The organism is Arthrobacter sp. M4 (assembly GCF_020251205.1).
GTDB lineage: Bacteria > Actinomycetota > Actinomycetes > Actinomycetales > Micrococcaceae > Arthrobacter.
Map to the genome: position 1 here is coordinate 234,585 of NZ_JAIWYX010000007.1, position 26,514 is coordinate 261,098.

At 63.6% G+C, this 26,514-nt stretch carries 23 protein-coding genes; 17 read left to right on the forward strand and 6 right to left on the reverse strand.

Annotation, left to right across the window (positions count from 1 at the left end):
• Positions 1-6: 6 nt before the first annotated feature.
• On the forward strand, positions 7-936 hold the full coding sequence (locus tag LD110_RS14165; RefSeq protein ID WP_225499462.1) for a triose-phosphate isomerase family protein: 930 nt from the start codon (positions 7-9) through the stop codon (positions 934-936).
• On the opposite strand, the gene LD110_RS14170 is transcribed toward LD110_RS14165, so the two are convergent.
• Entirely contained in the window at positions 838-4,449 is a 3,612-nt protein-coding gene (locus LD110_RS14170) for a TM0106 family RecB-like putative nuclease (protein WP_225499463.1), read from the reverse strand. The two genes, LD110_RS14165 and LD110_RS14170, sit on opposite strands and share 99 nt — an antisense overlap.
• A gap of 117 nt (positions 4,450-4,566) precedes the next feature.
• Between LD110_RS14170 and LD110_RS14175 the strand changes: the two genes are divergently transcribed.
• Positions 4,567-5,010: a nucleoside deaminase gene (locus LD110_RS14175; protein WP_225499464.1), complete on the forward strand. Its 444-nt coding sequence runs from the start codon at positions 4,567-4,569 to the stop codon at positions 5,008-5,010.
• Positions 5,011-5,112: 102 nt separating this feature from the next.
• Here LD110_RS14175 and LD110_RS14180 read toward each other — a convergent pair whose 3' ends face one another.
• Positions 5,113-7,413 (reverse strand): hypothetical protein, encoded by a 2,301-nt coding sequence (locus tag LD110_RS14180; protein WP_225499465.1) that lies wholly within the window; start codon positions 7,411-7,413, stop codon positions 5,113-5,115.
• A gap of 331 nt (positions 7,414-7,744) precedes the next feature.
• Between LD110_RS14180 and LD110_RS14185 the strand changes: the two genes are divergently transcribed.
• Entirely contained in the window at positions 7,745-8,173 is a 429-nt protein-coding gene (locus LD110_RS14185) for a CBS domain-containing protein (RefSeq protein WP_225499466.1), read from the forward strand.
• Positions 8,174-8,262: 89 nt separating this feature from the next.
• Here LD110_RS14185 and LD110_RS14190 read toward each other — a convergent pair whose 3' ends face one another.
• Entirely contained in the window at positions 8,263-8,559 is a 297-nt protein-coding gene (locus LD110_RS14190; RefSeq protein WP_225499467.1) for a hypothetical protein, read from the reverse strand.
• A gap of 88 nt (positions 8,560-8,647) precedes the next feature.
• On the opposite strand from LD110_RS14190, the gene LD110_RS14195 reads away from it, so the two are divergent.
• The 8 genes from LD110_RS14195 (at position 8,648) to LD110_RS14230 (ending at position 18,596) form a co-directional block, all read left to right on the forward strand.
• The gene (locus tag LD110_RS14195) at positions 8,648-11,212 is read left to right on the forward strand and encodes a Tex family protein (protein ID WP_225499468.1); all 2,565 of its coding nucleotides are present in this window, start codon (positions 8,648-8,650) and stop codon (positions 11,210-11,212) included.
• Between the two features lie 244 nt (positions 11,213-11,456).
• Positions 11,457-12,311, forward strand: a complete 855-nt coding sequence (locus LD110_RS14200) for a MurR/RpiR family transcriptional regulator (RefSeq protein ID WP_225499469.1) — start codon at positions 11,457-11,459, stop codon at positions 12,309-12,311.
• 71 nt (positions 12,312-12,382) lie between these two features.
• On the forward strand, positions 12,383-13,315 hold the full coding sequence (locus LD110_RS14205) for an NAD(P)-dependent oxidoreductase (protein ID WP_225499470.1): 933 nt from the start codon (positions 12,383-12,385) through the stop codon (positions 13,313-13,315).
• 12 nt (positions 13,316-13,327) lie between these two features.
• A complete protein-coding gene (locus LD110_RS14210) occupies positions 13,328-14,872 on the forward strand; it encodes an aldehyde dehydrogenase (protein ID WP_225499471.1) in 1,545 nt (514 codons plus the stop codon).
• Between the two features lie 68 nt (positions 14,873-14,940).
• Entirely contained in the window at positions 14,941-16,104 is a 1,164-nt protein-coding gene (locus LD110_RS14215; RefSeq protein WP_374200348.1) for an amidohydrolase, read from the forward strand.
• An 11-nt stretch (positions 16,105-16,115) separates the two neighbouring features.
• Positions 16,116-17,615, forward strand: a complete 1,500-nt coding sequence (locus LD110_RS14220) for a DUF3100 domain-containing protein (RefSeq protein ID WP_225499473.1) — start codon at positions 16,116-16,118, stop codon at positions 17,613-17,615.
• A 166-nt stretch (positions 17,616-17,781) separates the two neighbouring features.
• Positions 17,782-18,117: a helix-turn-helix transcriptional regulator gene (locus LD110_RS14225; protein ID WP_225499474.1), complete on the forward strand. Its 336-nt coding sequence runs from the start codon at positions 17,782-17,784 to the stop codon at positions 18,115-18,117.
• Positions 18,114-18,596: an SRPBCC domain-containing protein gene (locus LD110_RS14230; RefSeq protein ID WP_225499475.1), complete on the forward strand. Its 483-nt coding sequence runs from the start codon at positions 18,114-18,116 to the stop codon at positions 18,594-18,596. Before LD110_RS14225 ends, LD110_RS14230 begins: the two co-directional genes overlap by 4 nt.
• Before the next feature lie 26 nt (positions 18,597-18,622).
• On the opposite strand, the gene LD110_RS14235 is transcribed toward LD110_RS14230, so the two are convergent.
• Entirely contained in the window at positions 18,623-19,012 is a 390-nt protein-coding gene (locus LD110_RS14235) for a DUF1622 domain-containing protein (protein ID WP_225499476.1), read from the reverse strand.
• Between the two features lie 50 nt (positions 19,013-19,062).
• On the reverse strand, positions 19,063-19,923 hold the full coding sequence (locus LD110_RS14240) for an NAD-dependent epimerase/dehydratase family protein (RefSeq protein ID WP_225499477.1): 861 nt from the start codon (positions 19,921-19,923) through the stop codon (positions 19,063-19,065).
• Between the two features lie 225 nt (positions 19,924-20,148).
• Between LD110_RS14240 and LD110_RS14245 the strand changes: the two genes are divergently transcribed.
• From LD110_RS14245 to LD110_RS14270, 6 genes are all read left to right on the forward strand, one after another.
• Complete coding sequence (locus LD110_RS14245; RefSeq protein WP_225499478.1) at positions 20,149-20,757, forward strand: hypothetical protein; 609 nt, start codon at positions 20,149-20,151, stop codon at positions 20,755-20,757.
• A gap of 77 nt (positions 20,758-20,834) precedes the next feature.
• Positions 20,835-21,860 (forward strand): adenosine deaminase, encoded by a 1,026-nt coding sequence (locus LD110_RS14250; protein ID WP_225499479.1) that lies wholly within the window; start codon positions 20,835-20,837, stop codon positions 21,858-21,860.
• A gap of 198 nt (positions 21,861-22,058) precedes the next feature.
• Positions 22,059-22,949, forward strand: a complete 891-nt coding sequence (locus LD110_RS14255; RefSeq protein WP_225499480.1) for a glycosidase — start codon at positions 22,059-22,061, stop codon at positions 22,947-22,949.
• 421 nt (positions 22,950-23,370) lie between these two features.
• Positions 23,371-24,189 carry a hypothetical protein gene (locus tag LD110_RS14260; RefSeq protein WP_225499481.1) on the forward strand — a complete coding sequence of 273 codons (819 nt, stop codon included), beginning with the start codon at positions 23,371-23,373 and terminating at the stop codon, positions 24,187-24,189.
• A gap of 118 nt (positions 24,190-24,307) precedes the next feature.
• Positions 24,308-25,060, forward strand: a complete 753-nt coding sequence (locus LD110_RS14265; protein WP_225499482.1) for a hypothetical protein — start codon at positions 24,308-24,310, stop codon at positions 25,058-25,060.
• 161 nt (positions 25,061-25,221) lie between these two features.
• Entirely contained in the window at positions 25,222-25,536 is a 315-nt protein-coding gene (locus LD110_RS14270) for an acylphosphatase (protein WP_225499483.1), read from the forward strand.
• Between the two features lie 101 nt (positions 25,537-25,637).
• Here the strand turns inward: LD110_RS14270 and LD110_RS14275 are convergent, their stop codons facing one another.
• A complete protein-coding gene (locus tag LD110_RS14275; protein WP_225499484.1) occupies positions 25,638-26,501 on the reverse strand; it encodes a ribokinase in 864 nt (287 codons plus the stop codon).
• Positions 26,502-26,514 lie beyond the last annotated feature (13 nt).

The following is a 26,514-nucleotide window of genomic DNA, read 5'->3' on the forward strand; positions in this document are numbered from 1 at the left end:
CAATTCATGAAGCAGCTGTTGCCCGAAAATGCCCTCGCAAACGCCGAACTGTTTGTTGGCGTGAGCACCAAGATGTACCTCGGCTACCAGCGGTCGCTGGACTGGTTGGCGCAGCTGCGCGCAGAAGTGGACTCCCGCCCGGCCGTCGCGGCCGGGCGGGTTGTCCCGTTCGTCATCCCCTCGTTCCCTGTGTTGCCTGCGGCGGCGGAAATCCTGGATGGTTCTCCGGTGCTGCTCGGCGCCCAGAATTGCGGGTGGGCGGACGGTCCATGGACGGGTGAGGTCTCGCCATCCATGCTCGCCGAACTCGGCGTGCGGGTCGTCGAAATCGGGCACGCGGAGCGGCGCCGCCACTTCGCGGAGGATGACGCCGTCGTGGCGCGCAAGGTCCGTGCAGCGATCGACGCCGGGCTGACGCCTCTCTTGTGCGTCGGCGAAGACGCTGCGCCGGGTGCGTCTGCAACGACGAACGATTCCAGTGGAGGCCACCGCTCAGGTGGCTGTGGTACCGAGACGCAGGAAGGCCTCCTGTCCGAACGCGAGGCTGGGCGATCTTCAGAGCAAAGCGGTCCCGCCCAAGCAGCTAATGTCGTCTACCGGCAGATCGAGGCGGCCGTGGGCGGCGACTGGGGACTCGCCTCGCATCTGGTGATCGCCTATGAGCCCGTTTGGGCCATCGGCGCGGCCCAGCCGGCCAGCCCGCGGTACGTGTCCGACGTCGTTCTTCGGCTCCGCGCGCTCCTCGCCGACCGCGACCACGGCACCTCCCTGGCTGGGCTCCCCGTCATCTACGGCGGTTCCGCCGGGCCTGGCCTCCTTCCGTCGCTGGATGGGGTTTCAGGACTGTTTTTGGGCAGGTTTGCCCACGATCCTGCGAACTTCGGGACGGTCCTGGACGAGGCTCTGGCGCTGGCAGAGGGCCACAAAGCCGCCTAGGTCTTCCAAGCCGTCGGGATGGAACGGCAGGTAATTTGTCAGTTCCGGTGACCGAACCAGCACGGCTCGCCACTGACCCCGTGAGATGGCCACGTTTATTCTGTTGCGGGACAGCAGGAACCGCATGCCACGCGGTACTTCCTTTGGGGCCGAAGCAGCCATGGAAACTATGACGACTGGTGCTTCCTGGCCTTGGAACTTGTCCACGGTCCCAATACGGACCCTTTTTAGACCGGCGGTACGAAGATGCTGCAGGATGAGCTGGACCTGGGCGTTGTAGGCGGCAACAACCAGAATGTCTTCCTCGTCCAAGGGCCGCACATCGGGGGAATTCCGGGGATCCAGCCACGGTAGTCCAAGGTGCGCCCTGACTTGGCGAACCACTTCCTCTGCCTCTTCCACAGAATGGGTGGAGTTCCCGGTGTGGCTGACGTAGACGCACTCCATACCCGCAGCCGCCCCTTCAAGTTTCCGGGACGCCGTGATGGGAGCGGAGTTGAGCCGTCCGTCATAGGACAGCTCGGATACAGCTGCACAAAGATCCGGGTGCATCCGCCACGACTCCGCCAGGAAGTAGCCCAAATCCGCGGGAAGGGTGTGATGGCCGTCCGACAACCAGCCCAAGGCGGAGCGGTCGACGGGCTGCGGGTGTATGCCTGTGGTGACCTGCGGGAGTTGCTGTGGGTCACCAAGCAGGAGCATTCGCTTGGTGCAGCGGCTTACCGCCAGGGTATTGGCCAGGGAGAACTGGCCAGCCTCGTCGATGACCAGCAGATCGAGGGACGCGGGAGGCACCGCAGCTCCAGTCATGATCCAGGCGGTCCCACCAATGAGGCAGCCTCCCGGCTCGGACAGCAACTCGGCCACGTCGTCTTTGGTCCTGCGGCTCCAAGGCATTTCGCCATCATGCTTCATGTCCTTGGCCACGATGTTTGGATCAACCCCCGCCTTTTGGATGGCGGTACACAGCATGTGCTCGATCATCTCGTTCGATTGACCGATTACGCCGACCTTCCATCCGCGTTCCACCAAGCGGGCGATTACTAGTGAACCCACATGGGTTTTGCCTGTCCCCGGAGGACCCTGCACCGCCAGATAGGAATGATCCAGGTCGGCCACAGCCGCTGTGATGGCGTCAGCGTATCCATGGGGGCCAGGTTTCACTGCCGGGAGTGAGGGCAGGCTCGCAAGTCGCGGTGGCCTGCGCCGCAGCAGGTCCAGGGCAGGATCCCTCGGCCAGGACGGCAGGAGGGACCGGACCCTGTGTGCAAGCTCGGACAACGACTCCCGCTGCCCCTTGGTGTTGACAGGCGCGTCCGGAGTCAGCGCCATGGGAAGCTGCGCGAAAGGCTCTGCCTTACTGGGGAGTATCTCCCGGACCACCAACGTCTCGGGTGAATCCTCGGGGGCATCAAGGATTTCGGTGCCCCACCCGCCCGATCTTCCTGCGGCACTCAGCTGCTTGCCGTTGAAGGCCTCCGGTACCGGCGAGTCGTACATGCGGAAGTACGTCTTGCCAGCTTGGAACCCTGAACCTTCAGCCGGGTGGCCGGTCAGCCTTAGCTCCCGGGAGGGGTTCCGCTTCCCGGGCAGAAGCGCCCAATCCTGCAAAACCTCGCACTCGTGGACGACGAAACAATCCCGGGTGTTCTCCCACTCCGCTACGGGCTGGTCCAACCGATCGAAATGGCCCCACCAAAATTGCTTGTCTTCCCGCCGGTGATAGCCCACGGACGCAGCCACCATGGCAATGGCTCGTGCATCTGGAGTGGCCTGCTCTTGGTCCGGCAGCTCAGCCACATACGCCAAAAGAGCGGTTTCTTCCGGCGCGGCCTGGTACTTCGCCGGTTCGGTTTCCGGACGATGTTCCACGGCAGGCTCGATTTCACGTCCAATGGAGGCCTTTGCTGCCAACTCCAGCAGCCAGTCACGGAGCCTCAGCGTGGAAAGGCAGTCGTACTCGTTGTAGTCCCGGATGCTCTCCAGAATGAGCGCGGCTTCGGCAGGATTTCCGGTGTCCCGGGCCGTGCAATAGTCCGCGTAGGCCACCACGGAGGCACCGGCGTCGGTCACGTCTCCAGAGCGCAGGTGCTGCCCCATGTACAGCGGCTCAAGTTTCTTGATGCTGTAGGAGCGTTCGGAGATCCGGATGCTGTGGCGGACGGTGTCGTAGAGATCCACCAGGACTCCGTCCCGCAGGAGAGTGTCCACGGCGTCCTCACCCACGGTATGCCTCAACGAGAGATGCCGCAGCGCAGTTTTCTCATACGCGGCGTAGTGGTAGATGTGCATGTTCGGGTACTTCTCCCGACGGTCCGCCACGTAGGCAAGGAAGTCCATCAGGGCCCGACGTTCCTCCGAGCGGGTATGCGCCCAGAAAGGCCGGAATACGGTCTGCCCGCCATCCTCAACAGGAGGCTCGATGACCCCGAACAAATACTCCAGGCCCCACTCACTGGTCACCGGGTCCTGCCACAGCGGATCGCCTTCGAAATCAAAGAAAATATCCCCTGCATCCGGCTCAGGAAGGCGGCCAAGCGTGTTGCCTTCGCGCAGCTGGTAGCTGACGGTCCGGACGCCGCCGTCCTTGTCCGGCGCCTGAACCGTCCCGTCCGGTTCTTCCACCCCGGTTTGCATTCGGGCCTGGGCCCGAAGGCGAAGGAATACGGAGTCCCCGCTTGCTTCTGCTTCGGCCAGCTGGTCGATGGTCTGGATACCGCTTTCGATGAGCTTCTTCCGACGGGACATCCCCATACCGGCCACCAGGAGCAGGTCCCGGTGCAACTCAACCTGCTCCGCGCAATACGGGCACCGGCCACAGGCTTTATACCGAGGATCTCCCCAAACCACCGCTTCCGGCGAATCCACATGCGCCTGGGCCAAGGCCAGGAAACGTGCCCTGCGCTCACGGAAGACCGGGAGGATGTCCGCTAGTCGGTGGCTGCTGTGCTCACCGCTGCCGAGCACCAGGGTCACGTCCGATGCGGGTTGGATGCCTTCCGCCAACAATTGGTCCGCATAGGCGGCCAACTGCAGAAGGGCAGTGACCTTGGCATGGCGAGCCAGCTTTGTGTCGTACACGGCGTAGGAGCCATCCGGCATCTTTACCAGGAAGTCGGAGCGGCCGTGGAACTGGCCGTCAAAAAACGCAGCCTGGAAGACCACGTCCGCGCCGGCACGCAGTGCCGCCATGGACTCCTGGTGCTTGGCACTCAAGGTGGCTCGGTCCATGTCGGTCGCCGGAACGACGTCGTACACGCCCCGGGCAGTGGCCGGATCCCAAATACCGAAGTCCGCCACAAAGCCTTCCAGCACGCGATGCTCATGCAGGTCCCCCAGGCGTGCAGTCCGCTCCAGCATGGCGTCCTCCGGAGCCTCGAAAACCGGGCTACGACCAAGCTTTTCGTCCAGTTTCCGAAGGATCTGGTACTCGCACTGGGAAGCCGTGACAAGGTCGCTCGCCGAAAAGACGAGGTCCTGCCCGGCGGCATCCACCGACTCCAGAAAGAACATGACGTTCCCCGATTCCCTAACCCGTGCCCTTGGCGCATGAACATTCCCATGCCCGTTGGTATCTTTGAGCCAAGCTACCAAAGGCCTCCGACAAGATAACCCGGAAGGCGGACCACGATGCCCGAAACACCAGACCCAGGTTTCGAAGCGGCCTTTGACGCTGCAGTCCAAAGCCTCAGCGAGGGCGGAATCCCCATCGGCGCGGCCCTCACCCGGGAAGGCGAGATCATCGCCGTCGGGCATAACGAACGCGTCCAGGAAGGTGACCCGATAGCGCACGGCGAGATGTCCGCGCTGCGGGCCGCAGGCAGGCAGCAGAGCTACCGCGACACCACCCTCTACACCACCTTGGCACCGTGCGCGATGTGTGCCGGAACCATCATCCAGTTCAAGATTCCGCGCGTCATTGTAGGGGAGGACGTCACCTTCCCCGGCGAGCTCGAATGGCTGCGCTCGCGGGGAGTCGACGTTGTTGTGCTGGGTGATCAGCGCTGCATCGACCTCATGCGGGACTTCCAGGACGCGCGTCCGGAGCTGTGGGCCGAGGACATCGCCGAATAGGCCGCTCGTCGAAGATCGGGCAGGGCTGGGGGGCCCCGCTCAGCGGAACCCCTCAGCCCTGTGTGACGGTTTTGGCCAGCGACCCTGGCCCAGCGGATTCGGTTACTTGTTCGTCTTGCGGGTGGTCCTCCTTGCCGTGGTCTTCTTTTCAGCGGTCGGCGACGGCGCCAGCTCCCGTACTTGGGCCACCACATTGGGGTTCGCGCCACGCTGGTCCAGATCGTTCGCGAGGGTCTCCACCTCTGCCTGCGCGGCTGCGGTGTTGTCCGCCTTCACGTGCAGCGCTGCGCGGAGTTCCACGAGATCCCTGTAGGCCAGGTTGCTGGCGGGCGACGTCGACTGGCGGTAGCTTTCCAGGCCTGAATTGGTGAGTTCCAGCGCCCTCTCCGGATCCGCGGTGTGATGCTTCACCATCGCGTCGTCCTCCCGCCGGTAGAAGTCGTCACCAACGCACTGCGCGACGGCGGTGGCCGCCTTCACGCCCAGCGGCTCGCCGGCGAAGCGCTCGGCCGCCTCGGTCAGCGCGTCGAGTCCCTTGGACAGATGCGGTGACATCGAACCATCAAAGGCCAGCGTGAGCCCCACTTGGCGGGTGAAGAAGTCCGGGGCGAAGCGGTCCTCTTCCTTGCTGGCGGGATAACCGATCCGGATGGGGAGGGTATTGGACGTCTGCAGCATCCCGTCAGTGTGATAGACGGCCCGGACCAGGTATTGGCCGGGCTCGTCGAAAATGAAGCCGCCTGTTCCGAAGGCCAGTTGGATGAGTTGGCTGTGGCGGTCTTCGCCCTGGGTTTCCTGGCCCGGTGCCAACGTAACCATCTCCGGTATTCCGTAGAAGCAGACCACGGATTCGTACAGGACGGTGGAACCATTCGGCCTCTGCACGAACACCGTGGTGTTGCCATAGCGCGGATCCAGCCGGCCATCCACTTGCAGGGGCATGCCACTGACGTTCCGCAGCCGGAATTCCAGGGCAACCGGCTCCATGAAGTCGAAGTGCTTCTTGCCCGTCACCGTGAACTCGAGGTCAGTGTCCGGACTGGAAACCGACATGGCGCCGGGAGGCGATTCGAGGTGCCCGCCGGAAGCCCAGGGGTCGCCGCCCATGATCACCGAGGCACGGTCGCCGTGCCGCATGTGGATCAGTTCATCGTCGTCGAAGCGGAAGCGGAAGTTTGCCCAGAAGGTGTCCGCGCCGTTGATCTGGTCGTACTTCCAGTCGTAGTTCATCCAGGACAAGGAGCTTGGCCGGGCCTTGTTCCAGGAGTGCAGGAAGTTGAAGGCGTGCCCGGCTTCGTGGACCCAGGTGTAAAGGAAGTGGCGCATTGCCCAGGCCTGATCCTGCGTAGTCGGCGAGGACACGAGGTTGGTGAACCAGGAGTGGTTGCGGAAGACGGCGAAGCCTTGCCGGTCCGGGCCTTCGCCGGCGCCGCCGAAGCCTGCCGCGGCGTCGAACATGATGCCGCCGACGCTTGAGGTGTCGAACGTACCGGCCTGGACGCCCCAGAGGTTCCAGGCGGGCCAGCCCGAATTGAATTTGCCGAATGAGGTCTCCATGGCGTCATGGAGTTCACCCACGCTCCAGGTAGCGAAGCCAGCCGCGCTGTCATCGATGACGGTGTGCGTGGGATCGATGGTGACGTTGATGCCGGCATCCCGGTAGGCGGATTCGATGGTGAGCGTTCGGTCGGAGAGGTCGGCCGGGCGATTGTTGTGCATGTGCGTGCCGTACACGGGAACCTTTGGTTCCACGTCCACCGAAGCGCAGTAGTCGAGTTCCAGGTTTACATCCCGGAAGCAGTCGGACTTGAAGCCTAGGGCAAAGGGCTGTTCCACGGTGCCGCCGGTTGTGAACGTGGCGGTGGCACCAGTGATGGCGCCCATGAACCAATTCACTGTGATGTCCACCGTGGTGGGCGGGTGAACGCCTTGCCAGTAACGCACAGTACCCGTGATGCGAACCCGGCAGCGCGACCAGGTGACAACGGGATTGTCGACGATCCAGGATTCGACATATGTCTTGGTGACCCTGAACTTGGGGAAGCCACCCACGAACCGGCGGGCGTAGAAGTCGCCGCTGACCTTGTTCATGGCGGGGGACTCGGAGTTCTTCCTGGGGTCGATGTCCAAGCGCATGTCAAGGGAGCGGCCAAGGAGGTATCCGCCTGCCTGGTCCCCTTCATATCTCCCGCTTACGGCCGAGGCACGCCAGCACTTCCACCGGTCGTCCGGTGGGAAGGGTATGGGTCCCGGCACGGGAAAGGGATCCGGGTGGGGGAGCGGGATCGGGTGGGGGTCCGGCAGAGGTTGCGGAAGGGGCTGTGGGGGAATGGGGTTCGGGCCGGGGATGGGTCCGTCGGGGGCAGGGGTGTAGGAGGAATCTGGGACGTTGGGGATGTCCATCGTGGGTTCTCTCTCGCTGAGCCAAGGAAAAATAGGTGCGATGCCGACTGTGAACTGCGGCAGTGACGGAGTCAGGGCGGGCCCTTAGCGAGTGGCGGCGAAAGTCCCGGAAGAAGTCAGAGGTGGCCTATGCCCAGAAGCCGTGAGTAACCAAAACGGAACAATACTCCATCGAATGGATTATTGCCAGAGTCTGCGAGAAAATCCTTAAAGAGCCCTCTGGCCAGCACCGAAATTCAGCTAGCCATCGAATGCCCCTCGGCGTAGGCTGACAGCATCGGCGCCGGAGCCGAGGCCCTGCGTCGGTGAAACCATTGACGAAGGAGGACCCATGAGCGTTGTACGTGAATTCATGACCACGAATGCCCAGTGCATCCGGGAAGACCAGACATTGATGGATGCAGCAGTCCTGATGAGGGACCAAGACTTCGGTTCGCTGCCCATTTGCGGTAGCGACGGGAAGCTGAAGGGCTTCATCACGGACAGGGACATTGTGCTCAAGTGTGTGGCTGAGGGCCTTGATGCCAGGTCGACACTGGCGAGGGACCTAGCCCAGGGTAAGCCGTACTGGATTGACGCAGATGCAAACGTCGATGACGCCATCCGCGTCATGGAGGAACACCAGGTCAGGCGCCTACCCGTCATTTCCGATCACAAGCTGGTCGGCATCATTAGCCAGGGCGACATCGCCCGCAACTACACCGAGCAGCGTGTTGGAGAACTGGTCGAGCACCTGTCGGCCAAGCCCACCACTGCCTGACGCCTCACGGCGCCAGCCCGCAAACCAGCGCCACGGATGCTATCCGTGGCGCTTTGTTGTGCAATTGCCTTGGTCCGCCAATGCGCCGGCTACAGGAACGCCTCCCTGCCGGTGCCCTCCCTGAGGACCAGTTCGCCCTCCTCTATGGAAGCCAGCAGGCTTTTGGGCTTTCCGTGCAGTTTCACAGACGCCTCCAGCTTGCGGCTGGGAACTTCGACGGCGATAGTGGCGCCTTTCGCGGGCAGCTCCACAGTCATTTCCGTCGCCATTCCGAGGAGAAGCCTGGTGGACACATCCTTGTCCCTGGCTGCTTCCTTGCCATTGACAGTGACCACCACCTCATCCGACTCGAATCCGTCCTGGAGGATGACTAGGAGTTCCTGCATCCTGTCACTCAAGCACCGGCGGTGGCGATTGTCGAGTAGCAGCAGGCGGTGCTGTGGGCTGCGGGCACATCCGCCCGGGTTTTCGACAATGTCAGACCCCCATGGGCACAATGACGGAGTGAGCCAACACCTTCAGAGTCCCGACGCCGCTATCCACGCCCAGATCGCCCAGGAGCTCGGCGTCAAGCCCTGGCAGGTCAAGGCCGCCGTGGAATTGCTCGACGGCGGTGCAACTGTTCCGTTTATCGCCCGTTACCGCAAGGAAGTCACCGGCACCCTAGACGACGCACAGCTTCGCCAACTCGAGGAACGGCTGCGCTATGTCCGCGAACTTGAGGACCGCCGTCGTACTGTCCTGGAGTCGATTGCCGCCCAAGGCAAGCTGACCCCGGAACTTGAGGCCGCCGTCGTCGCCGCTGACACCAAGGCGCGGTTGGAGGACATCTACCTGCCCTTCAAGTCGAAGCGGCGCACCAAGGCACAGATCGCCCGCGAGGCGGGGCTGGAGCCGCTGGCGGATGGGCTGCTGGCCAATCCTGACCTTGACCCCGAGGCTGAGGCGGCCAAGTACCTGAATGCGGAGCACAGCATCGACGACGGCGCCGCTGCACTGGCGGGCGCTCGCGCCATCCTGGTGGAGCGGGTGGCGCAGGATGCCGACCTTGCCGAGGACCTCCGCGAGCGGCTCTGGACGTCGGGCCGTATGGTGTCCCGTGTGAAGGCGGGCATGGAAGCCGAAGGCCAGAAATTCAAGGACTATTTCGAGTTCGATCAGGTCCCCTCCGGGATGCCCAGCCATCGTGTCCTCGCGCTGCTCCGCGGCGAGAAGGACGGTGTCTTGGAGCTGGACCTCAGCGAAGCGGAACCCAACGACGACGCCGCCTTGGCGGCCGCGCGGACCCGTTACGAGAACGCTGTGGCTAAGTGCCTTGGCGTCGCCGACCGTGGTCGTCCCGCCGACGCATGGCTCACGCAGACCGCCCAGATTGCCTGGCGCGGCCGGCTCATGGACAGGCTCGCCAACGACCTGCGCGGGCGTTTGTTCGCTGATGCGGAGGATGAGGCCGTGCGGGTCTTTGCGGCGAACCTGAGGGATGTGCTCCTCGCGGCGCCCGCCGGTAACAGGGCCACGCTCGGACTGGACCCAGGACTCCGGACGGGTGTGAAGGTGGCCGTGGTTGACGGCACCGGCAAGGTGGTTGCAACGGATACCGTCTATCCACACGCACCAGCCAACAAATGGAATGAAGCCCTGGCTACATTGTCCCGCCTGGCTCGGCAGCACGCCGTCGAACTCGTGGCTATCGGCAACGGCACGGCGTCACGCGAGACGGACAAGCTGGCCGCTGAGCTGATCAAGGCAGAGGCGTCCTCGGGCGGCCGTACGCTGCAGAAGCTGGTGGTTTCCGAGGCTGGCGCGTCAGTGTATTCCGCGTCCGCGCTCGCGGCTGCTGAGCTCCCGGGAATGGATGTCTCCCTGCGTGGTGCGGTGTCCATCGCTCGGCGCCTGCAGGATCCGTTGGCAGAACTCGTGAAGATCGAGCCCAAGTCGATCGGTGTTGGGCAGTACCAGCACGACGTCACGGCGTCCAAGCTGGACCGCTCGCTGGATGCCGTGGTGGAGGACTGTGTGAACGCCGTGGGCGTTGATCTGAACACGGCCTCGCCGGCACTGCTGAGCCGTGTGGCCGGCGTTGGACCGCTGCTGAGCGAGAATATCGTGGCATACCGGAATGAGAATGGTCCGTTCGCCAAGCGATCGGACCTGAAGAAAGTGCCGCGGCTGGGTGCCAAGGCGTTCGAGCAGTGCGCGGGCTTCCTCCGGATCACCGGGGGAGCGGAGCCATTGGATGCCTCCAGCGTGCACCCGGAAGCTTATTCGGTGGCCAGGAAGATCGTGTCGGCGGCGGGTGGACGGCCCGTGAGCGAGCTTGATCCACAGGGATTTGTTGATGGCACGTTCGGTCTGCCCACGGTGCGGGACATCATGGCCGAGTTGGAGAAGCCTGGCCGCGACCCTCGGCCGGCGTTCAAGGCGGCGTCCTTCTCCGAGGGGATTGAAAAGATCTCCGACCTCAAGCCGGGCATGGTCCTGGAAGGAACTGTCACCAATGTGGCAGCTTTCGGGGCGTTCGTGGACGTCGGGGTGCACCAGGACGGCCTGGTCCACGTTTCGGCCATGTCCAACCGGTTCGTTTCCGACCCGCGGGAGATCGTCAAGTCCGGCCAGATCGTGAAGGTCAAGGTGCTGGAAGCCGACCCCGAGCGGAAGCGGATCTCCCTCTCACTCCGGCTCGACGACGAACCGGGCGCTCCCGGCGGAGGCGGGCAACGCGGCGGACGGGCTGCAGGCGGCGGCCGTGGTGCTGATTCCGGTGTCGGCGGCGGACAACGCGAGCAGCGCGGCGACCGGCGGGGCGGCCAGCAGCGCGGCGGTTCCGGCGTCGGGCAGTCCAGCGCACAGCGCGACGGCGGGCAGGAGCGCGGCAACCAGCGCGACGGCGGCGGGCAGCAGCGCGGCCGTTCCGGCGTCGGGCAGTCAGCGGGTCAATCTGGTGGTCAGCAGCGCGGCGACCGGCGGGGCGCTGCCCCGAAGCCTCCGGCTGACACGGCATTGGCCGACGCCCTACGCCGCGCGGGCCTCACACGGTAGTCAGTTCTTTGCCGATTACGTCCCTGAGCCGCAATTTCGTCGCCCTGACACATGGGGCCCTCGACGAAACAGCGGTTCAGGGACGTTTTGGTTTCACGACCTTCGCAAACGCATTTGCAAAGGAAGTGACTCAAACCACTTGCTTGCAAACACGTTTGCAGACTAACCTAATTGCAATTGAGATTGCCATCACGTTGCGGACCATCAGATCCGGATCCGGCAATACACTGCGAATAGGACCCCAATGCCCCTCGACGAATCCCCTGACGGCTGGATCGACGATCTCCTGCCCCAGAATGGGCTGTCACCAGCCCAGCGCCGGGTAGCGGACATCATTGCCAAGAACCCGCAACTGGCTTCGTACGCGGACATCGCCGAGATCGCCAAGCGCACAGCCGTCAACAACTCGACGGTGGTGCGCGCGGCCCAGGCCATGGGGTTCACGGGTTGGCCGGACCTGCAAAGAGAGTTGCGGGCGCGCTACTTGGTGCAGATCTCCACGGAAGAGACCCTCACGGTCCACGGCAACTACCGCAGTCCCGTGCATGACGCCATCAACCATGACCTTGAAAACCTCCGGCTGACCCTTGAGGCGAACGCTCCGCAGGACGTCCAGGACGCCATCAAAACCCTCGCCGATGCGAAGTCCATCATGGTGATCGGCATGGGCTCCTTTGCCGGCCCCGCAAGCGTAATGGCTCACCTCGGCTCCACCATGGGCTACAACATCACATTGGAAAACCGGGGCGGCGTGCACCTGGCCAGCGGAACCAACGCCGTGGGGCCGGGCGATGTGCTAGTGATCATCAACATCTGGCGCTCCATCAAGCAAGTCATCCTCGCAGCCGAAGCCGCCCACAAGGCGGGCGCGAGGGTAGTTGCCATCACAGACCTTCGCAAAGGACGTCTCGCCGCCATCGCGGACCACTCCTTGGTGGTTCCAAGCGAAGGCATTTCCTTCTTCCAGTCCGTTACGGCCACCACGTCAGTGGTCTACGGGCTCCTTGCGGGCATGGAAGCCGCGCATCCGGAACGCAGCCGCGCCGCAATCCGCCGTACGCAGCAGCTGTGGCAGGACCTCGATATTTACCTCGACTGAGGATTCCAACCCACCTGAGTCATCAACTCACCTAGCCAGCAACCCCAACAAGAACCACCAAGGGACGCACCATGACCAATGAACTTAACCGCCACGCCGCCGTCGTCGGACTCGGATCCATGGGCGGCGCGATGGCCGCGACGCTCCACCGCGCAGGCTGGAGTGTCTCTGGCTTCGACCCGTCATCCGAGGCCCGGTCCGCTGCGGCCGCAAACGGAATTGCCGTCGTCGAGGACGTTGCCGAGCTGGCCGGCACTCCGTACGTGGTGCTGTCCCTGCCGTCCGCAGCGATCGTCCGCGCCACCGTTCCGCACCTCCTGACGAAACCTGGCACCGTGGCGATCGTGGACACCACGACGTCGGAGCCCGCCACAAGCGCGGAAATGGCGGGGCTGGCCCAGCAACACCGGGCCCATTTCGTGGACAGCCCGGTGTCCGGCGGCAACGCAGGTGCCGCGACTGGCATGCTCAGCGCCTTCCTGGGCGGATCCGAGGACTCGATCGAAGCCGCCAGGCCAGTGCTGGACGCGCTGACTGGCGGCCAATACACGCACATCGGACCCATCGGCTCAGGGAACGTGGTGAAGTTGCTCAACAACATCCTCTGCGCCACCAACCTCGCTGCTGTTGGCGAAGCCCTGGACATCGCCGCAGCCTATGGGATTGACCTCGGAATCGCGGCTCAGGCCATCAGCGGTGCGTCCGGTGGCAGCAAAGTTTCCTCTGCCATGTTCCCCAACTGGATCCTCTCCGGCACGTTCGACTCCGGCTTCGCATTGGGACTCATGGCCCGCGACGTGTCGCTTGCCCTTGACGTCGCAGCCCAGCACGGCGCCGCGCCACAGGTGCTGTCCGGAACCAACCAAGCCTGGCAAAAGGCCCTCGCTGAACTCGGCCCTAAGGCCGACTTCGTGCAGATGCCTTCCACCGTGACCACTGCTACCGACGCGCTCTCTCCCACGGCCATCAACGCCGCCAAAGAATCCGCCTCCGCTACCCGCTAGGAACTCCCCAACATGAGCCTGACCATCCCCACCGTTTCCGGGGCACAAACCGCCCGCGATGTCCTTGCCGCGGCCTTCCCCAACGGCCTTGGCGCGTTCGTTGACGGCCGCGTCCAGCAGGGCAGTGGCGAACCTGTCACCCTGACTGCTGCCGCCACAGGCGAGGCCTTCGCCAGCTACAACGACCCCGGAACGGCAGGCGCCGATGCTGTCCTGGCGTCCGCCGTCGACGGTGCCGCGCTCTGGGGCGCCATGAACCCCTTCGAGCGCGCCGCTATCCTTCGTAACGTGTCCCACGTGGTCGCTGAACACGCCGAGGAATTGGCCATCCTGGAGTCAGCCACCACGGGCAAGCCCATCCGCGATGCCCGCACCGAGGCCGCCAAGGTGGCCGAGATGTTCGGCTACTACGCCGGCTGGGCAGACAAAGTTACCGGCAGCACGATTCCCGTGCCGGGGGAGTGGCTCGCGTACACCCAGCGCGTGCCGTGGGGTGTCGTTGTCGCGGTCACCCCGTGGAACGCGCCGCTCTTCACCGCCGGCTGGAACTCCGCGGCCCCGCTCGCGGCGGGTAACGCCGTCGTCGTTAAGCCCAGCGAGTTCACGCCGGCCTCCACCGTGCGGCTTGCCCAGCTGGCCGTCGAGGCGGGCCTGCCCGCGGGGGTCTTCAACGTCGGTGTTGGGCTCGGCGCCACCATGGGAGCCGCCTTCACCACGGACCGCCGTGTGGGCAAGGTCAGCTTCATCGGTTCGGTCCCCACCGGCCGACGGGTTGCCGTGGCAGCCGCCCAGGCTGGCATCCCCACTGTCCTCGAACTCGGCGGCAAGAGCGCCAACATCGTCTTCGCCGACGCGGATCTGGACTGCGCCGCCGACGGCGCAGTATCTGCCATCTTCTCCGGGGCAGGCCAGTCCTGCGTGGCCGGCTCTCGCCTGCTGGTGCAGCGCAGCGTCTACCGCGAGTTCGTGGACCGTGTCGCGGAGAAGGCCGCCAGGCTGCGCGTAGGCGACCCGTTGGCCTCGAACACCGAGGTGGGACCGATCATCACCGCTCCGCAGTTCGCCACAGTCACCTCGCTGATCGGACAAGGACTCGACGACGGCGCCCGTCGCCTCACCGGCGCGGCCCTACCGGAGGAGCTCGCTGCCGGGCCCTATTCCGGCGGCCACTGGGTGCTGCCCACAGTGCTCGACGGCGTGACCCCGGCGAACCGTCTTGAAACCACCGAGGTCTTTGGTCCGGTTGTGGGGGCGGACGCGTTCGACACCGAGGCCGAGGCCATCGCCCGGGCGAATGCCACCAGCTTCGGCCTCGCTGGCGCAGTGTGGACCGCCAACGTCACAAGGGCCCACCACGTCGCCCAGTCCGTCAAGGCCGGCACCTTCTGGATCAACGCGTACAAGACCATCCACGTGGCCGTGCCGTTCGGAGGCTTCGGGGACTCGGGCCACGGCCGCTCCTCCGGCCCCGGAGTGCTGGACGAGTACACGCAGACCAAGGCCGTGTGGGTTCCCACGCAGGCTGCCGGTGCACCGTTCCCGTCGCTGAGCTACTGACTTCTTGGAGGAAAACAATCGTGGAACTTACCCGGACCGCTGAAAGTCCTGAAGCCGTCAAAGGACGCATCGAGGAGACCCTGCAGGAATGGCAGGACCGCGTGCTGGCCTTGAGCCGCGCCATCCACGCCCAGCCGGAACTGGCTTTCGAAGAAGTCAGGGCCGCCGCCGCGGTCACTGCTTTGCTTGAGGAAGCAGGCTATGACGTCGAACGCGGCACGGCCGGCCTGCCCACCGCCTTCACCGCCACTGCCGGCACCGGTGAGCTGGTGGTCGCGTTCTGCGTCGAATACGACGCCCTTCCCGACGTCGGCCATGCCTGCGGACACAACCTGATCGCCGGCGCTTCCATCGCCGCTGCCCTGGCGCTGCTGCCGTACGTGGACGAACTCGGCATCACACTGAAGGCCATCGGCACGCCGGCTGAGGAACACGGCGGCGGCAAGGCGCTCATGCTGGAACGCGGAGTGTTCGACGGCGTAGCGCTGGCAATGATGGTCCACCCGGTTCAGGCGGGCATCACCTACAACCCCGCCGGCACCTCCGCGCAAGCGGTAGGCCGCTACCGTGCAACGTTCCGCGGCCATGCCTCGCACGCCGCTGCAGCGCCCCACCTGGGTGTCAACGCCGCTGATGCAGCGACTATCACCCAGGTAGCGGTTGGCCTGCTACGCCAGCAAATCCCCGGCGATCACCGCATAGCGATGTTCATCCAGGAAGCCGGTCACGCCACCAACATCATCCCGGACCTGGCCGTCGTCGAATTCGAATGCCGCGCATTCACGCTGGACGAATACCACGCCCTGCTGGAACGCGTCCGCAAGTGTTTCGAGGCCGGAGCCCTGGCCACCGGGACAACACTGGACATCGAATCCACCGAGCCGCTCTATGAACCACTGATCCAGGACGAGGACCTCGCCACCCACTGGACCGACGCCATGGCTTCGTTCGGCTATGACGTCTCCCCGTCCAAGGGCCTTGGCGGAGGATCCACGGACATGGGCAACGTGTCGCAGGTCGTCCCCAGCCTGCACCCGTGGCTCAGCATCCCGGGCGCCGACGTGCCCATCCACTCGCATGGTTTTGCGGCCCTCGCGGACACCCCCGAGGCCTACCGAATGATGTTCCAGGGCGCGCTCGCGATGGCCTGGACCGTGGCCGGAGTCGCCCACAATCCCCAACAAAAGAGCCGATTCATCGGCGCGGCAGCCGCACGGCCTGCCACGATCTAGGAAGGTGCCGCATGAGTACCAAGCCTGCTTCCGCAGTAAGGACCATTGAGGTCAAAAAGTCGCTGCCCATCGCGGCGCTAGCACTTGCAATTGCTGTGACCGTGCAGCTGATCGGGCAACTCAAACTCGACGTAGGCATCGGGTCAATCATTGTGTTCCCCATGGTGTGGGGCCTGATCGCCGGTGTACTGTTCTCCGTCCAGAAGTTCAAGCCTCTTGGCATCGACCTGCAGAAAATCGCTGCCGCACTGGTTGGCGTTGCCGTGATGCTGCTGGTGGCACGGCTGGCGTTTACCATCGGTCCCAGCCTGCCAACCTTGGTCAAGGCCGGCCCGGCCCTGCTCTTGCAAGAAGTCGGGCACCTGCTCGGTACCGTGTTCCTCGCCCTCCCGCTGGCCGTTCTCCTGCGCATGGGCAAGGCCACCGTCGGCGCAACCTTCTCGCTGGACCGCGAGCCCTCCTTTGCCATGGTTAGCGAGAAGTACGGCCCAGACTCCGATCAATACCGTGGCGTCCTGGCCATGTATGTATTCGGAACCCTCTTCGGCGCTGTGTACATCACCCTGCTCACGTCGCTGGTCTCCAACTGGCGAATTTTCGACCCGCTTGCGCTTGCCATGGGTTCGGGCGTGGGCTCCGGTTCCATGATGGCGGCATCCGCGGCCAGCATCACGGCGGCCTATCCGGGCGACAAGGACGCCATCCTGGGCATGGCCGCTGTGTCCAACCTGATCACCACCATCTTGGGCGTGTACGTGGGCATCTACATCGCGTTGCCGCTGGCCGACCGGTTCTACCGGCTGCTGACCCGCAGCCAAGGCGCTCGCGAGGAAGCCCTCGCCAGCGTTCCATCAGCGGGAGCAGCAGCTGCGGCCGCCGCTCATCTGGGCGCGGCCCACAAGCCCTCCGCGCACTCCGCAAGCCTGCGTAACGTAACCGGGCACGACGGCGACACCTCCACGGGTGGGGAGCACACCGTCGTCGAACATCGAGGTGATGCTGCACCTGCAGACGCGGAGGCTTCCGCTGAGGCCAACCGGCGCTTTCGCGAGCAGGTGGCGGCAAGCACCGAGGAAGTCCGGCTCCCGCTGTGGGCTTCGATGAGCATCCTGTCCATCATCGGTATCGGCACGGCTTCCGTGGCTGCCAAGGGCTTCAGCCTCTCAATCGTGGGTGGTTACGCAGTGCTGGTGGGCCTAGTGCTCCTGAGCATGCTGCTGGCGTGGGCAAGCCGCAAGATCTCCGCGATCGTGTGGGCCACCACCCTTGGTGCCCTGATCTCCAGCCCGTGGTCTCCCGTGGCCGGTGTGCTGGGTGACCTGGTGAAGAGCGTGGACTTCCTCTCCATCGCCACGGTTGTCCTCACCTGCGCCGGCCTGTCGCTGGGCAAGGACATCCCGTTGCTTCGTCAGATCGGCTGGAAGATCATCCCAGTTGGACTGGTTGCCATCACGGCGTCGTTCCTGCTTTCGGCAGTGATTGCGGAATTCGCGCTCGGGCTGTGGCACTAATTCGCTTAGAACCTTTGGCGCCGTCACGGCGCCGTCCATCCCCCCCAATAGGACTTCGTCCCTTGGCCGTTCTTTCGTTGCTTCCCAATAACGAAAGAACGGCCGAGGGACGAAGTTGTTTAAGAAATCATTGAACCAAACGGTTCACTAAGCTATACTGAACTACATGGTTCAGCAAGAGATCCTCGATAAGACGTTCGCAGCCCTGTCGGATGCGACGCGTCGGGCGATCCTGGTCCGGCTTGGCCAAGGGCCCGCCAGCATTGGCGAACTCGCGGAGCCAGCCGGCATGACCCTGACCGGCCTCAAGAAACACGTGCAGGTGCTGGAGGACGCAGGGCTGGTGGTCACGGAGAAAGTAGGGCGGTCCCGCGAGTGCCGCCTAGGGACGGAGCATTTGGAGGAGGCCCTGGGGTGGATCAACCGCTACCAGCGGCTGTGGGAGCGGCGCCTCGATGGGCTCGAGGCCTACTTCCTGCTCAAGAAAGGAACTGAGCAATGACGTACAACCTGACTGTTTCCCGCGTCATTCCGGCCAGCCCGGACGAAGTTTTCGATGCTTACACGGACGCGGAGAAGGTCAAGACCTGGTTCAACCTGCTCAATGACGAACCGGGCATAGCGGAAATCGCGATCGACCTCCGTGTTGGGGGCGAATGGGTGAGCGTCTGGGGCAAAAACCCCAACGAGCTCTACCAGGAGACGCAGATCTTCCGCATCATCGACCGGCCCCGCCGGCTTGTGACGACGTCCACCGGCAGCGACCCGAGCGGCGACTCGCTCACCACCGAGGTGGACGTCACCTTTGAAGAGCACGACGGCGGCACGCTGATGACCGTCGTCCAGACCGGCTTCCCCACGGAAGAGATGCGCGACTTCTTTGCAACGATGGCATGGAATGGCGCCTTCGACCGGATCGCGGCCTTCTTTACACAGGGCCACGCCTACGCGGACGGTGCCACGAAGGGCGAATCTTCCTAGGGCGCAGCCTCCAGGCAACGCTGTTCTTATCGCTGTGCCGGCGCCGGTTCTGCCGGCGCCGGCTCCTTTTGCCAGGGCCAGCGTCCGGTGATTTCGAGTTCCAGCGAGAAGCTGAGGAAGGTCCGGATCGCCACGATGATTGCCAGTACCCCAACGCTTTCAAACGTCGGGGTCACGGCGACTGTCCGGATGATGTCGGCGGCCACCAGGAGTTCCAGGCCCAGGAGGATGGACCTGCCCAGCAACTGCCGATACGTGCGATACACCGACATTTTCACGCCAGCTGCCTGGGCCCGTTTGGGCTGGTAGCCCCTTAGCGCCAAAGGGATGGACACCACGGCGCCGATCACCATCACGGCCACCCCCGCGAAATCCACCACCCGACCTGTTGTTTCAATAATCAGCTGGAAATCCATGCTTCTCCTTTTTGCGGCAGTTCACGCGGGGGATTCTGGTGAACGTTTAGCTAAGGGTGGCGGACGCCTTTTCCGGCGAGGATTGCCCGATAGCCTGCCACATAGCTCGGATACTCGAATTCGAATCCTGTTGCCCGTAGGCGCTGGCTCGAACATCGTTTATCGCCGCCCCGGGCAATTGCCAAGGGCCCGGTTTGTGGTTCCTCGTACCCCATTTCCTTGGCCAGGAATCGCAAAACGTCACCCAATTCAGCCGGGTCTTCGTCGACTCCCAGATATATGGCACCCGGTTCGCTGGCCATAGTGGCGAGGTGGACGATTGCTGCAGCTGCGTCGTCGCGGTGAATGCGGTTTGTGTGACGGGGCTGATCTGGAATTACGGCTTGTCGGCTGCGAACCTGGTCGATTAGCCGGGTGCGGCCCGGACCGTAAATTCCGCCCAGCCGCAGCGCGATTCCCGCCGTGGCTGTATTCGCGAGAGTGGAACGAAGCAATTCCTCGGCTTCAAGGATGATGCGGCCACTGAACGACCCCGGCTCCGCGGGTGTGGTTTCGTCGACAACAGCTCCGGCCGCATCGCTGTAAACCGCCGTCGAGGAGACAAATAGCAAACGGCGGGGTGTGACGCCGTCGCGCTTTAGGGCGCGCAGAACATTGGCCAGCCCCTCAACATAGGCGGCCCGGTACGCCGACTCCGTTGCGGTATCCGCCGCGATGGCAACGACGACGACGTCAACGTCTGCCGGGATCGGCGGCAGTTCCGCTGTGGCGAGGTCGGCGGCTGCGCCCTCTATTGCCGTCGGCAGCTTGCCTGGAGAGCGGCGCCAGCCGATGACGCGGTGCCCCGCCGCCGCGAATCGTAGCCCAGCCTCGGTTCCCAGGTCGCCGCAGCCGGCAATCAACACAGTCATGAAGCCAGTTTGCCATTTGCTAAAGTCATCACCCCCAATCCCCGCCCAGCCACGGCCCGGCAAGTGAGACAAAGTTGGAAGTCCACATGGTGAGACGGGGGAGACTGTGACTTGCGGAATGCCTTAAGGTAGCCGAAATCCGTTTCGTCGGATTTGGGCCGGAGAGGGTCAAAGGCGCCCCTCCTCTAGCTCTCCACTAAGTGCCGAATTCTTGAAAGTTCCACCATGACAACTTCCGACTCCATGCCGAAGGCCGCTGTCCCGGCGAATGTAAATCCGAAGTATGGCCGAAAGCTGGAGCCGGAATCCGAGGGATTTGTGCTTCTGGACGAATTCACTTTTGACCCAATTGCGGCAAAGGCCGAGCACCATCGAATTACTGCTGCCATTGCCAAGGCCGCTGCCGCAATGCGCAAAGTCCTTGCCCTCCGCGTCATCATCGCTGTTGTGGCTATTGCAAACCTCCCGCTCTTCCTGCTCAATAGCGGCTGGTTCGTTTACGCCATCGCGTTAGCCGTCGTCGTGGCTGTCCACGTATCTGTCTCGTGGCTGAACAAGCACGAGCCGCGTATTAGGCATCGCGGCCAGCAGGAATTGCGCAAGCACAGTGACAACAGCGCAAACTATCGCAGGCTTCGCGACGGCGTGAAGTATGTCATCGACAAGCCAGCACGAATCAATGAGCAGCTTTACCTTGAATTGCTCGCCGCCAAGCGTGTTGCCCTACATATGGCCGTGGGTACGCACGCGCTCCTGGACACCAGCGACGATTCCGCGTGGAAAGTGCGCATCATCAGGGAGATCCCGGGCGCGGCGAAGGCTTCGCTGAACTAAGTTCCACCGCGGAACCGGGCTCGCCGAGGCGCTGGGTTGACGGGTGTCTCAACCAGGCCGCCCACTACGGTTGAGGAATGGACACTTTTGGCGAGACGCACACCCCAGCAGCCCTGCCCGTCGCTGAACTTCATCTTCATATAGAAGGCACACTTCAGCCAGAACTGATTTTCGCCCTGGCTGAGCGCAACGGCATCGAGCTCCCCTACAAGGACATCGACGAGTTGCGCGCGAAGTACGAGTTCACGGATCTGCAGTCATTCCTGGACCTTTACTACGCCAACATGGCCGTGCTGCAAACCGAGCAGGACTTCGCGGACATGACCCGCGCCTACCTCCAGCGCGCCGCCGATGCCGGGGTGCGCCACGCCGAGATCATGATGGACCCCCAAGCACACGTCCAGCGCGGCGTGCCGCTCGCCATCTGTGTTAACGGCGTGGCTTCGGCGCTTGCGACGTCGGAACAGGACTTTGGTGTTTCGACCCTTCTGATTGCCGCCTTCCTCCGCGATATGCCCGAAGACAATGCGATCGACGTCCTGAACCAGCTCATCGCCATCAATGCACCCATCGCCGGCATAGGACTCGACTCGGCAGAGGTGGGCAATCCGCCGTCGAAATTTGAGCGGCTGTTCCGGCGGGCCAAAGACGCTGGGCTGCACCGGATCGCCCACGCCGGCGAGGAGGGGCCGGCGTCGTACATCACTGACTCACTTGACCTGTTGGATGTGGAACGCATAGACCATGGGATTCGCTGCATGGAGGATGAGGCGTTGGTGCAACGTCTCGTGAAGGAGCAAGTGCCGCTGACTGTGTGTCCGCTGTCCAATGTCAGGCTGCGTGCAGTCGACACCCTGGCCGATCATCCGTTGCCGGCGATGCTTGCTGCAGGGCTGAATGTCAGCGTCAATTCGGATGATCCTGCATACTTTGGCGGCTATGTGGACGACAATTTCCGCGAACTGGTCGGGGTCCATGACCTTTCGGTGGGGGAAAGGGCCCTTCTGGCTGCCAACTCTGTCCGCTCGGCGTTCTTGGACAATGCACGCAAGGAGGCGCTGCTGGCTCAAATCCATCGCTGGGAGATCGCGTCCGAGGACTAGGCGTGAATAAGGTAGCATCGCAAATGTTGCATTCAAAAAGTGACCTTAGCTGAGACCCGTCAATCAGTTTGGGACCTTCCAAGCCGCTTAACCCGTAACAGTCGGTCACGACACACGCTGTTAACCCATAACAGTCGCCGGATTTAACAGAACCTTGGCAGACTGCCCTTGGATCATTCGTGCCTGTGAAGGAGACCCATGGCGAAGAGCACCTTGGAAAACACCAACGCCCGGTTGAAAGTCGTTCTGGATGTCCTCGAAGAGGAGGTGTGGTCAGGTTCGACGCTCAATGCGGGTCAGGTGCTGGCTGAGGCTATCGTTCGTGTCCCGTTCACTGACCACGAAGGAGAGCTGCTCTCAGGCGGCATCCCGCGTGGACACAAGAACCTGACCACCGCAACGGCCAAGCTGGTCAAGGCTGGCTGGCTCGTGAAGGGCCGCTCTGGCTGGAGCATCACCGACGAGGGTCGCAAGGCCACCGTTGCATTCCCCAGCCCAGAGGCTTTTGACGCAGCCCTGACCACCGGTACGCCGGTTCCGGAGGACACCCCGTTGCCCGCTGAAGCCCCGAAGAAGCCTGTCAAGAAGGTCGCGGCTGCCAAGACCGCGGAGAAGGCAACCGCTAAAGCGGACAAGAAGGCGCCCGCAAAGAAGACCGCTTCCAAGGCTGCCCAGGCTGTCGAAAAGGCTGCCGAGGTTCTAGAGGAAGCCGTCGCACCCGTTGCCAAGGCAGTCCGCTCCAGGAAGGCGGCCAAGGCAAAGGACGAGGCACCCGCTGCTGAACTGGTTCCGCAGCCCGAGGCCGTTGCTGTTGCCGGTAACTTCAACATCCTGCTCGGTTCGCCGGAGGATTGGGCGCCGCAGTACGACCAGGCGCAGATGGGCTTCGAGGCCGAGAGCCAGGTCTGGAAGATCACTGCAGACCTGCCTGCCGGTGCCTACCTGTTCAAGATCGCGCTCAACCGCTCCTGGGATGAGAACTACGGAGCCTTCGGCGCTCCCGATGGAGCCAACCACGAGCTTCACCACGCGGGCGGCCCGGTCACAATCACCTACAGCCACGCCACGAAGGACATCGTCTTTTCGTAAGGGCGTGGCGGGCGCTCCCATTGCGGGCCCCGTAATTGAAGTACGACGGCGGGGGGGGGGGGGGGGGGGGGGGGGGGGCCCCCGGGGGGGCCCCCGTTTTTCCTGTGCGGGGGGGGGGGGGGGGGCCCCCCCCCCCCCCCCCCCCCCCCGCCGTTCTTGTGTGAATTGTTATGGGCCACAACTCTTTGGCGGCAATTCGCAATGGATAGGTTCTTGGGGCTCCCGGGGATTCAGAATTAAATGCATTCCTTGCGCTTTGAGGAGGCGGGGTATGCGCAGGCCACGAGTTCCATTGCCGCATCACGCGCTCCGGCCTGTGGTGGCTGCCTGGATGGCAGCGGTCGTGGTGCTCGCATCTTGCGGGTCGCCTGTTGTCCAGCCGGGAAGCGAAAGCAGGGGCGAATCCGGCCAAAACGCAGGCATGGGCGACTCAGCGGCGAAGCCTTTGCCTCCGGATTCGACTCCCACCCCGCTTGGTGTTCCAGCTAAGCCGGCCGATCCTCCCGTCGGTGCATCGGACCTTCCAGCCGCAGCCGGGCAAATCCAGCAGCCCAACCAGCAAACTGGACCAACGCAGAGCAGTGCGCCATCAGCCACACCCAAGCCGACGCCGCAAGCCACCGCAGCCGCCGGTGGCGGAGCCGCCGCCGGGGAAAGCGGAACTGAACCTGCTAACAAAACCGGCGTCCCGTCGTCGTGGGTCACCTACCGGACGCCGGATCGGACCTTGGAATTCAACCTTCCGGTGACTTGGCAGGTCGATGAAAACGCTGGAACCGCGGCTCCCGGCGGTGTTTACATCCAGGTGTCGAACGCTGCCGGAAAGCCGATGGCGACCCTCCGCACCAACATGGTCACGGGCTCTGAGTGCGTGCAGCGGTACCCCTACGCAGTGTTCGACCAAGCCAAGATGACCGCACTGGTTCAGGGCGACAGGGTTCCAACGTTCGTCTTCGAAGGGCGCGGTGACGCAACGGCCGCATCGGCGGATATCGCAACCAGCGCGGCGTATGGCATCACGTCGATTCCGTCACCCACAGGGCAACGGGCCTGCCCCATCTTCCATCTCTTTACCTGGCCACCGAGCGCAGCGATGTTCGGCGCCCAGTACGACCCCCAGAACAACGCGACACCCGGGGATCCGTCGCTGCCCTATTTGGAAAAGGCAAAAAACTACGCCGCCACCCAGGAGTACGCGGATATCAAAGCGATGATCACGTCCCTCCGCCCCACCCAATAACGAAAACTCGACCGGAAATGCGCTATCCGTGATCCAGACAACATTTCTATATCGTTTGGATTTACTACTTCCGGCGCGACACTCAGAGCCCCACAATTGAGAAATCACCCGCGGTCTCATGACATTTCAGGAGATTTACGTGCACCGTTCAGCATTATCCGTGGCCACTTCAGGCGCATTTTTCCTCGCACTCGCCTTGTCCGCCTGCGGACAAGCCACGCCCGGCCCAGGTTCCACAAGCAGCCCGACGGCGAGCAGCGCCACCACAGCGACGCCGACCGCCACGATGTCGCCGTCGGCCTCAGCTACAGGGACGAGCGCCTCAACCTCCGCGTCCTGGAGCAAGTTCACCACGAAGGATGGCAAGCTCAGTTTTGACTACCCCTCAACATGGACCATCAAGGATCCAGCCGGAACTGCCCCGGAGGGCGGATCATTCGTGACCGTCTCCACAGATAAGGGCAAGCAGGTGGCGACCCTGCGGACCAATGTGGTGACAGGCTCTGAGTGCACCAAGAAGCACCCCTACTCAGTCCTGGACACGCAACCTTTGCCGGCACTGGCCCAGGCAGGCGCGACACCCCGCTTCACCTTCGAATCGCGGATGGATTCGAGCGCCAAGGATCCCGCAAAGATGAACGTTCTCGCTTACGGAATCACGTCGGCACCGGAACCAGCCGGCCCGGATGCATGTCCCATCTTCCACTTCTTCACGTGGCCGCCCAGCGGGGCGATGTTCGGGGGCGCTTACAACCCGATGGATACAACGGGTGGCGGAATGCCGGGAGTAGATACGCCTGAGGCCTACATGCAGACGCAGGAGTACAAGGACATCAAGCGGATGATTACATCGCTGAAGCCTGCGTCCTAGCCCATGCCATCAGGGCGCACCGCCGATTCGATGGTTCCCTACGCACGCGACGTCCCTCGACACCGAAGACGCAGGGAACCATCGAACTGACCAATCTTGACAAAGGTCTGGCGTCGGCAGGGCCCCTGTTAGTGCGTGGACCCCGAGGCTAGATTTGGACCATGGTCAGTTGGAGAAGGTCCAGACCGCAAGCATCCCCGCCGGAGGTGCGACTCACCGCCCGCGTTGTTGGAATGGTCCAGGGCGTCGGCTTCCGGTACCGCACCGCGATGAAGGCTTACGAACTCTCTCTCACGGGAACTGTGAAAAACAACGACGACGGTTCGGTTGGCGTGGTTGCGGAGGGCACCACAGACGCCGTGGACCAGTTCGTGGATTGGCTAAACTCACCACGCGCTCCCGGTCGGGTGGCAAAAGTCGAGCAGTCAACGTCGCCAGCGTCGGGGGAATTCACGGACTTCGACATCATCGCCTAGCTAAGGCCGCACACCCCGGATTCTGCAGTAACGACCCAGTAGCTTGCTCCAAGTTTTCTCCAAATCCGAATTGGGACTTGGAGAGAACTTGGAGAAAGTTTTCACCGGGTTGGCGCTGCGGCGGCCACGTAGTGTTGCAATTCCTTCAGGGCAGGCTGCGAAGAAGCATCCCTCACGGCGTCCGCGCCCACGGCATTCGCCACGGCGAGCGCCTGCGAGTAGTCCAACCCAGAGCGCAGCGCCAGAACCAACGCGGCACAGAAAGCGTCCCCGGCACCAATGGTGTTGGCCACATCGAGCACCACCACGCCAGCAGCCTCCGCTACTCGAACACCGCGCTCGTAAATTGCTGCTCCGTCCGCGCCATACGTCACGGCAACCAATGCAGCGTCGCGCAGTTCCGGGATCAGCTCGTATTCTGTCTCGTTGACGATCACCAGGTCGCAGCGTTCCAGCAGCTCAGCGGGCAACGGCATGGCAGGAGCAGCGTTCAAGGCGAAGAAACCCCGTGCCGCACGCGCGGCCTCCAGCACAACTGACATGTCCACCTCGAGCTGGCAGAGCACCGCCTCGTCCTCGCCAAACTCAACCCCAGCAACAGAAACTTCAGCGTTCGCGCCGGGGCAGACAACAATCGAGTTCTCTCCCTGGCTGTCCACCAGTACCAGGGCGGTGCCCGTCGCGGCGTCCACGCGGGCCACGTCGGTTGTGTCGACACCCACCGCAGCCATTGCGTCCAGAAGGTTCCTGCCGGCGTCGTCCATTCCTACGGCACCCACCATGCGCGAGCGGCCAGCGAGGCGCGCGGCGGCTACCGCTTGGTTGGCGCCCTTGCCGCCGGGCTGCTGTCGGAGGACTGCGCCGCCGATGGTCTCGCCCGGCAGGGGGAGGCGGCTGGCGGTGGCGGTGATGTCGAGGTTGATGCTGCCCACAACCGTGAGCGCAGGGTGGTGCGTGGTGTTCATGGTGTTCCGTTTC

Excerpts from the sequence above, each read along its gene's own strand:
- LD110_RS14245 (WP_225499478.1), top strand. The coding sequence starts at position 20,149 with ATGACAACTTCCGACTCCATGCCGAAGGCCGCTGTCCCGGCGAATGTA.
- LD110_RS14170 (WP_225499463.1), bottom strand. The coding sequence starts at position 4,449 with ATGTTCTTTCTGGAGTCGGTGGATGCCGCCGGGCAGGACCTCGTCTTT.
- LD110_RS14270 (WP_225499483.1), top strand. The coding sequence starts at position 25,222 with ATGGTCAGTTGGAGAAGGTCCAGACCGCAAGCATCCCCGCCGGAGGTG.
- LD110_RS14230 (WP_225499475.1), top strand. The coding sequence starts at position 18,114 with ATGACGTACAACCTGACTGTTTCCCGCGTCATTCCGGCCAGCCCGGAC.
- LD110_RS14195 (WP_225499468.1), top strand. The coding sequence starts at position 8,648 with ATGTCAGACCCCCATGGGCACAATGACGGAGTGAGCCAACACCTTCAG.
- LD110_RS14200 (WP_225499469.1), top strand. The coding sequence starts at position 11,457 with ATGCCCCTCGACGAATCCCCTGACGGCTGGATCGACGATCTCCTGCCC.
- LD110_RS14210 (WP_225499471.1), top strand. The coding sequence starts at position 13,328 with ATGAGCCTGACCATCCCCACCGTTTCCGGGGCACAAACCGCCCGCGAT.
- LD110_RS14235 (WP_225499476.1), bottom strand. The coding sequence starts at position 19,012 with ATGGATTTCCAGCTGATTATTGAAACAACAGGTCGGGTGGTGGATTTC.
- LD110_RS14225 (WP_225499474.1), top strand. The coding sequence starts at position 17,782 with ATGGTTCAGCAAGAGATCCTCGATAAGACGTTCGCAGCCCTGTCGGAT.
- LD110_RS14165 (WP_225499462.1), top strand. The coding sequence starts at position 7 with ATGAAGCAGCTGTTGCCCGAAAATGCCCTCGCAAACGCCGAACTGTTT.
- LD110_RS14175 (WP_225499464.1), top strand. The coding sequence starts at position 4,567 with ATGCCCGAAACACCAGACCCAGGTTTCGAAGCGGCCTTTGACGCTGCA.
- LD110_RS14205 (WP_225499470.1), top strand. The coding sequence starts at position 12,383 with ATGACCAATGAACTTAACCGCCACGCCGCCGTCGTCGGACTCGGATCC.
- LD110_RS14265 (WP_225499482.1), top strand. The coding sequence starts at position 24,308 with ATGACATTTCAGGAGATTTACGTGCACCGTTCAGCATTATCCGTGGCC.
- LD110_RS14185 (WP_225499466.1), top strand. The coding sequence starts at position 7,745 with ATGAGCGTTGTACGTGAATTCATGACCACGAATGCCCAGTGCATCCGG.
- LD110_RS14180 (WP_225499465.1), bottom strand. The coding sequence starts at position 7,413 with ATGGACATCCCCAACGTCCCAGATTCCTCCTACACCCCTGCCCCCGAC.
- LD110_RS14255 (WP_225499480.1), top strand. The coding sequence starts at position 22,059 with ATGGCGAAGAGCACCTTGGAAAACACCAACGCCCGGTTGAAAGTCGTT.
- LD110_RS14250 (WP_225499479.1), top strand. The coding sequence starts at position 20,835 with ATGGACACTTTTGGCGAGACGCACACCCCAGCAGCCCTGCCCGTCGCT.
- LD110_RS14190 (WP_225499467.1), bottom strand. The coding sequence starts at position 8,559 with ATGCAGGAACTCCTAGTCATCCTCCAGGACGGATTCGAGTCGGATGAG.
- LD110_RS14240 (WP_225499477.1), bottom strand. The coding sequence starts at position 19,923 with ATGACTGTGTTGATTGCCGGCTGCGGCGACCTGGGAACCGAGGCTGGG.
- LD110_RS14275 (WP_225499484.1), bottom strand. The coding sequence starts at position 26,501 with ATGAACACCACGCACCACCCTGCGCTCACGGTTGTGGGCAGCATCAAC.
- LD110_RS14260 (WP_225499481.1), top strand. The coding sequence starts at position 23,371 with ATGGGCGACTCAGCGGCGAAGCCTTTGCCTCCGGATTCGACTCCCACC.
- LD110_RS14220 (WP_225499473.1), top strand. The coding sequence starts at position 16,116 with ATGAGTACCAAGCCTGCTTCCGCAGTAAGGACCATTGAGGTCAAAAAG.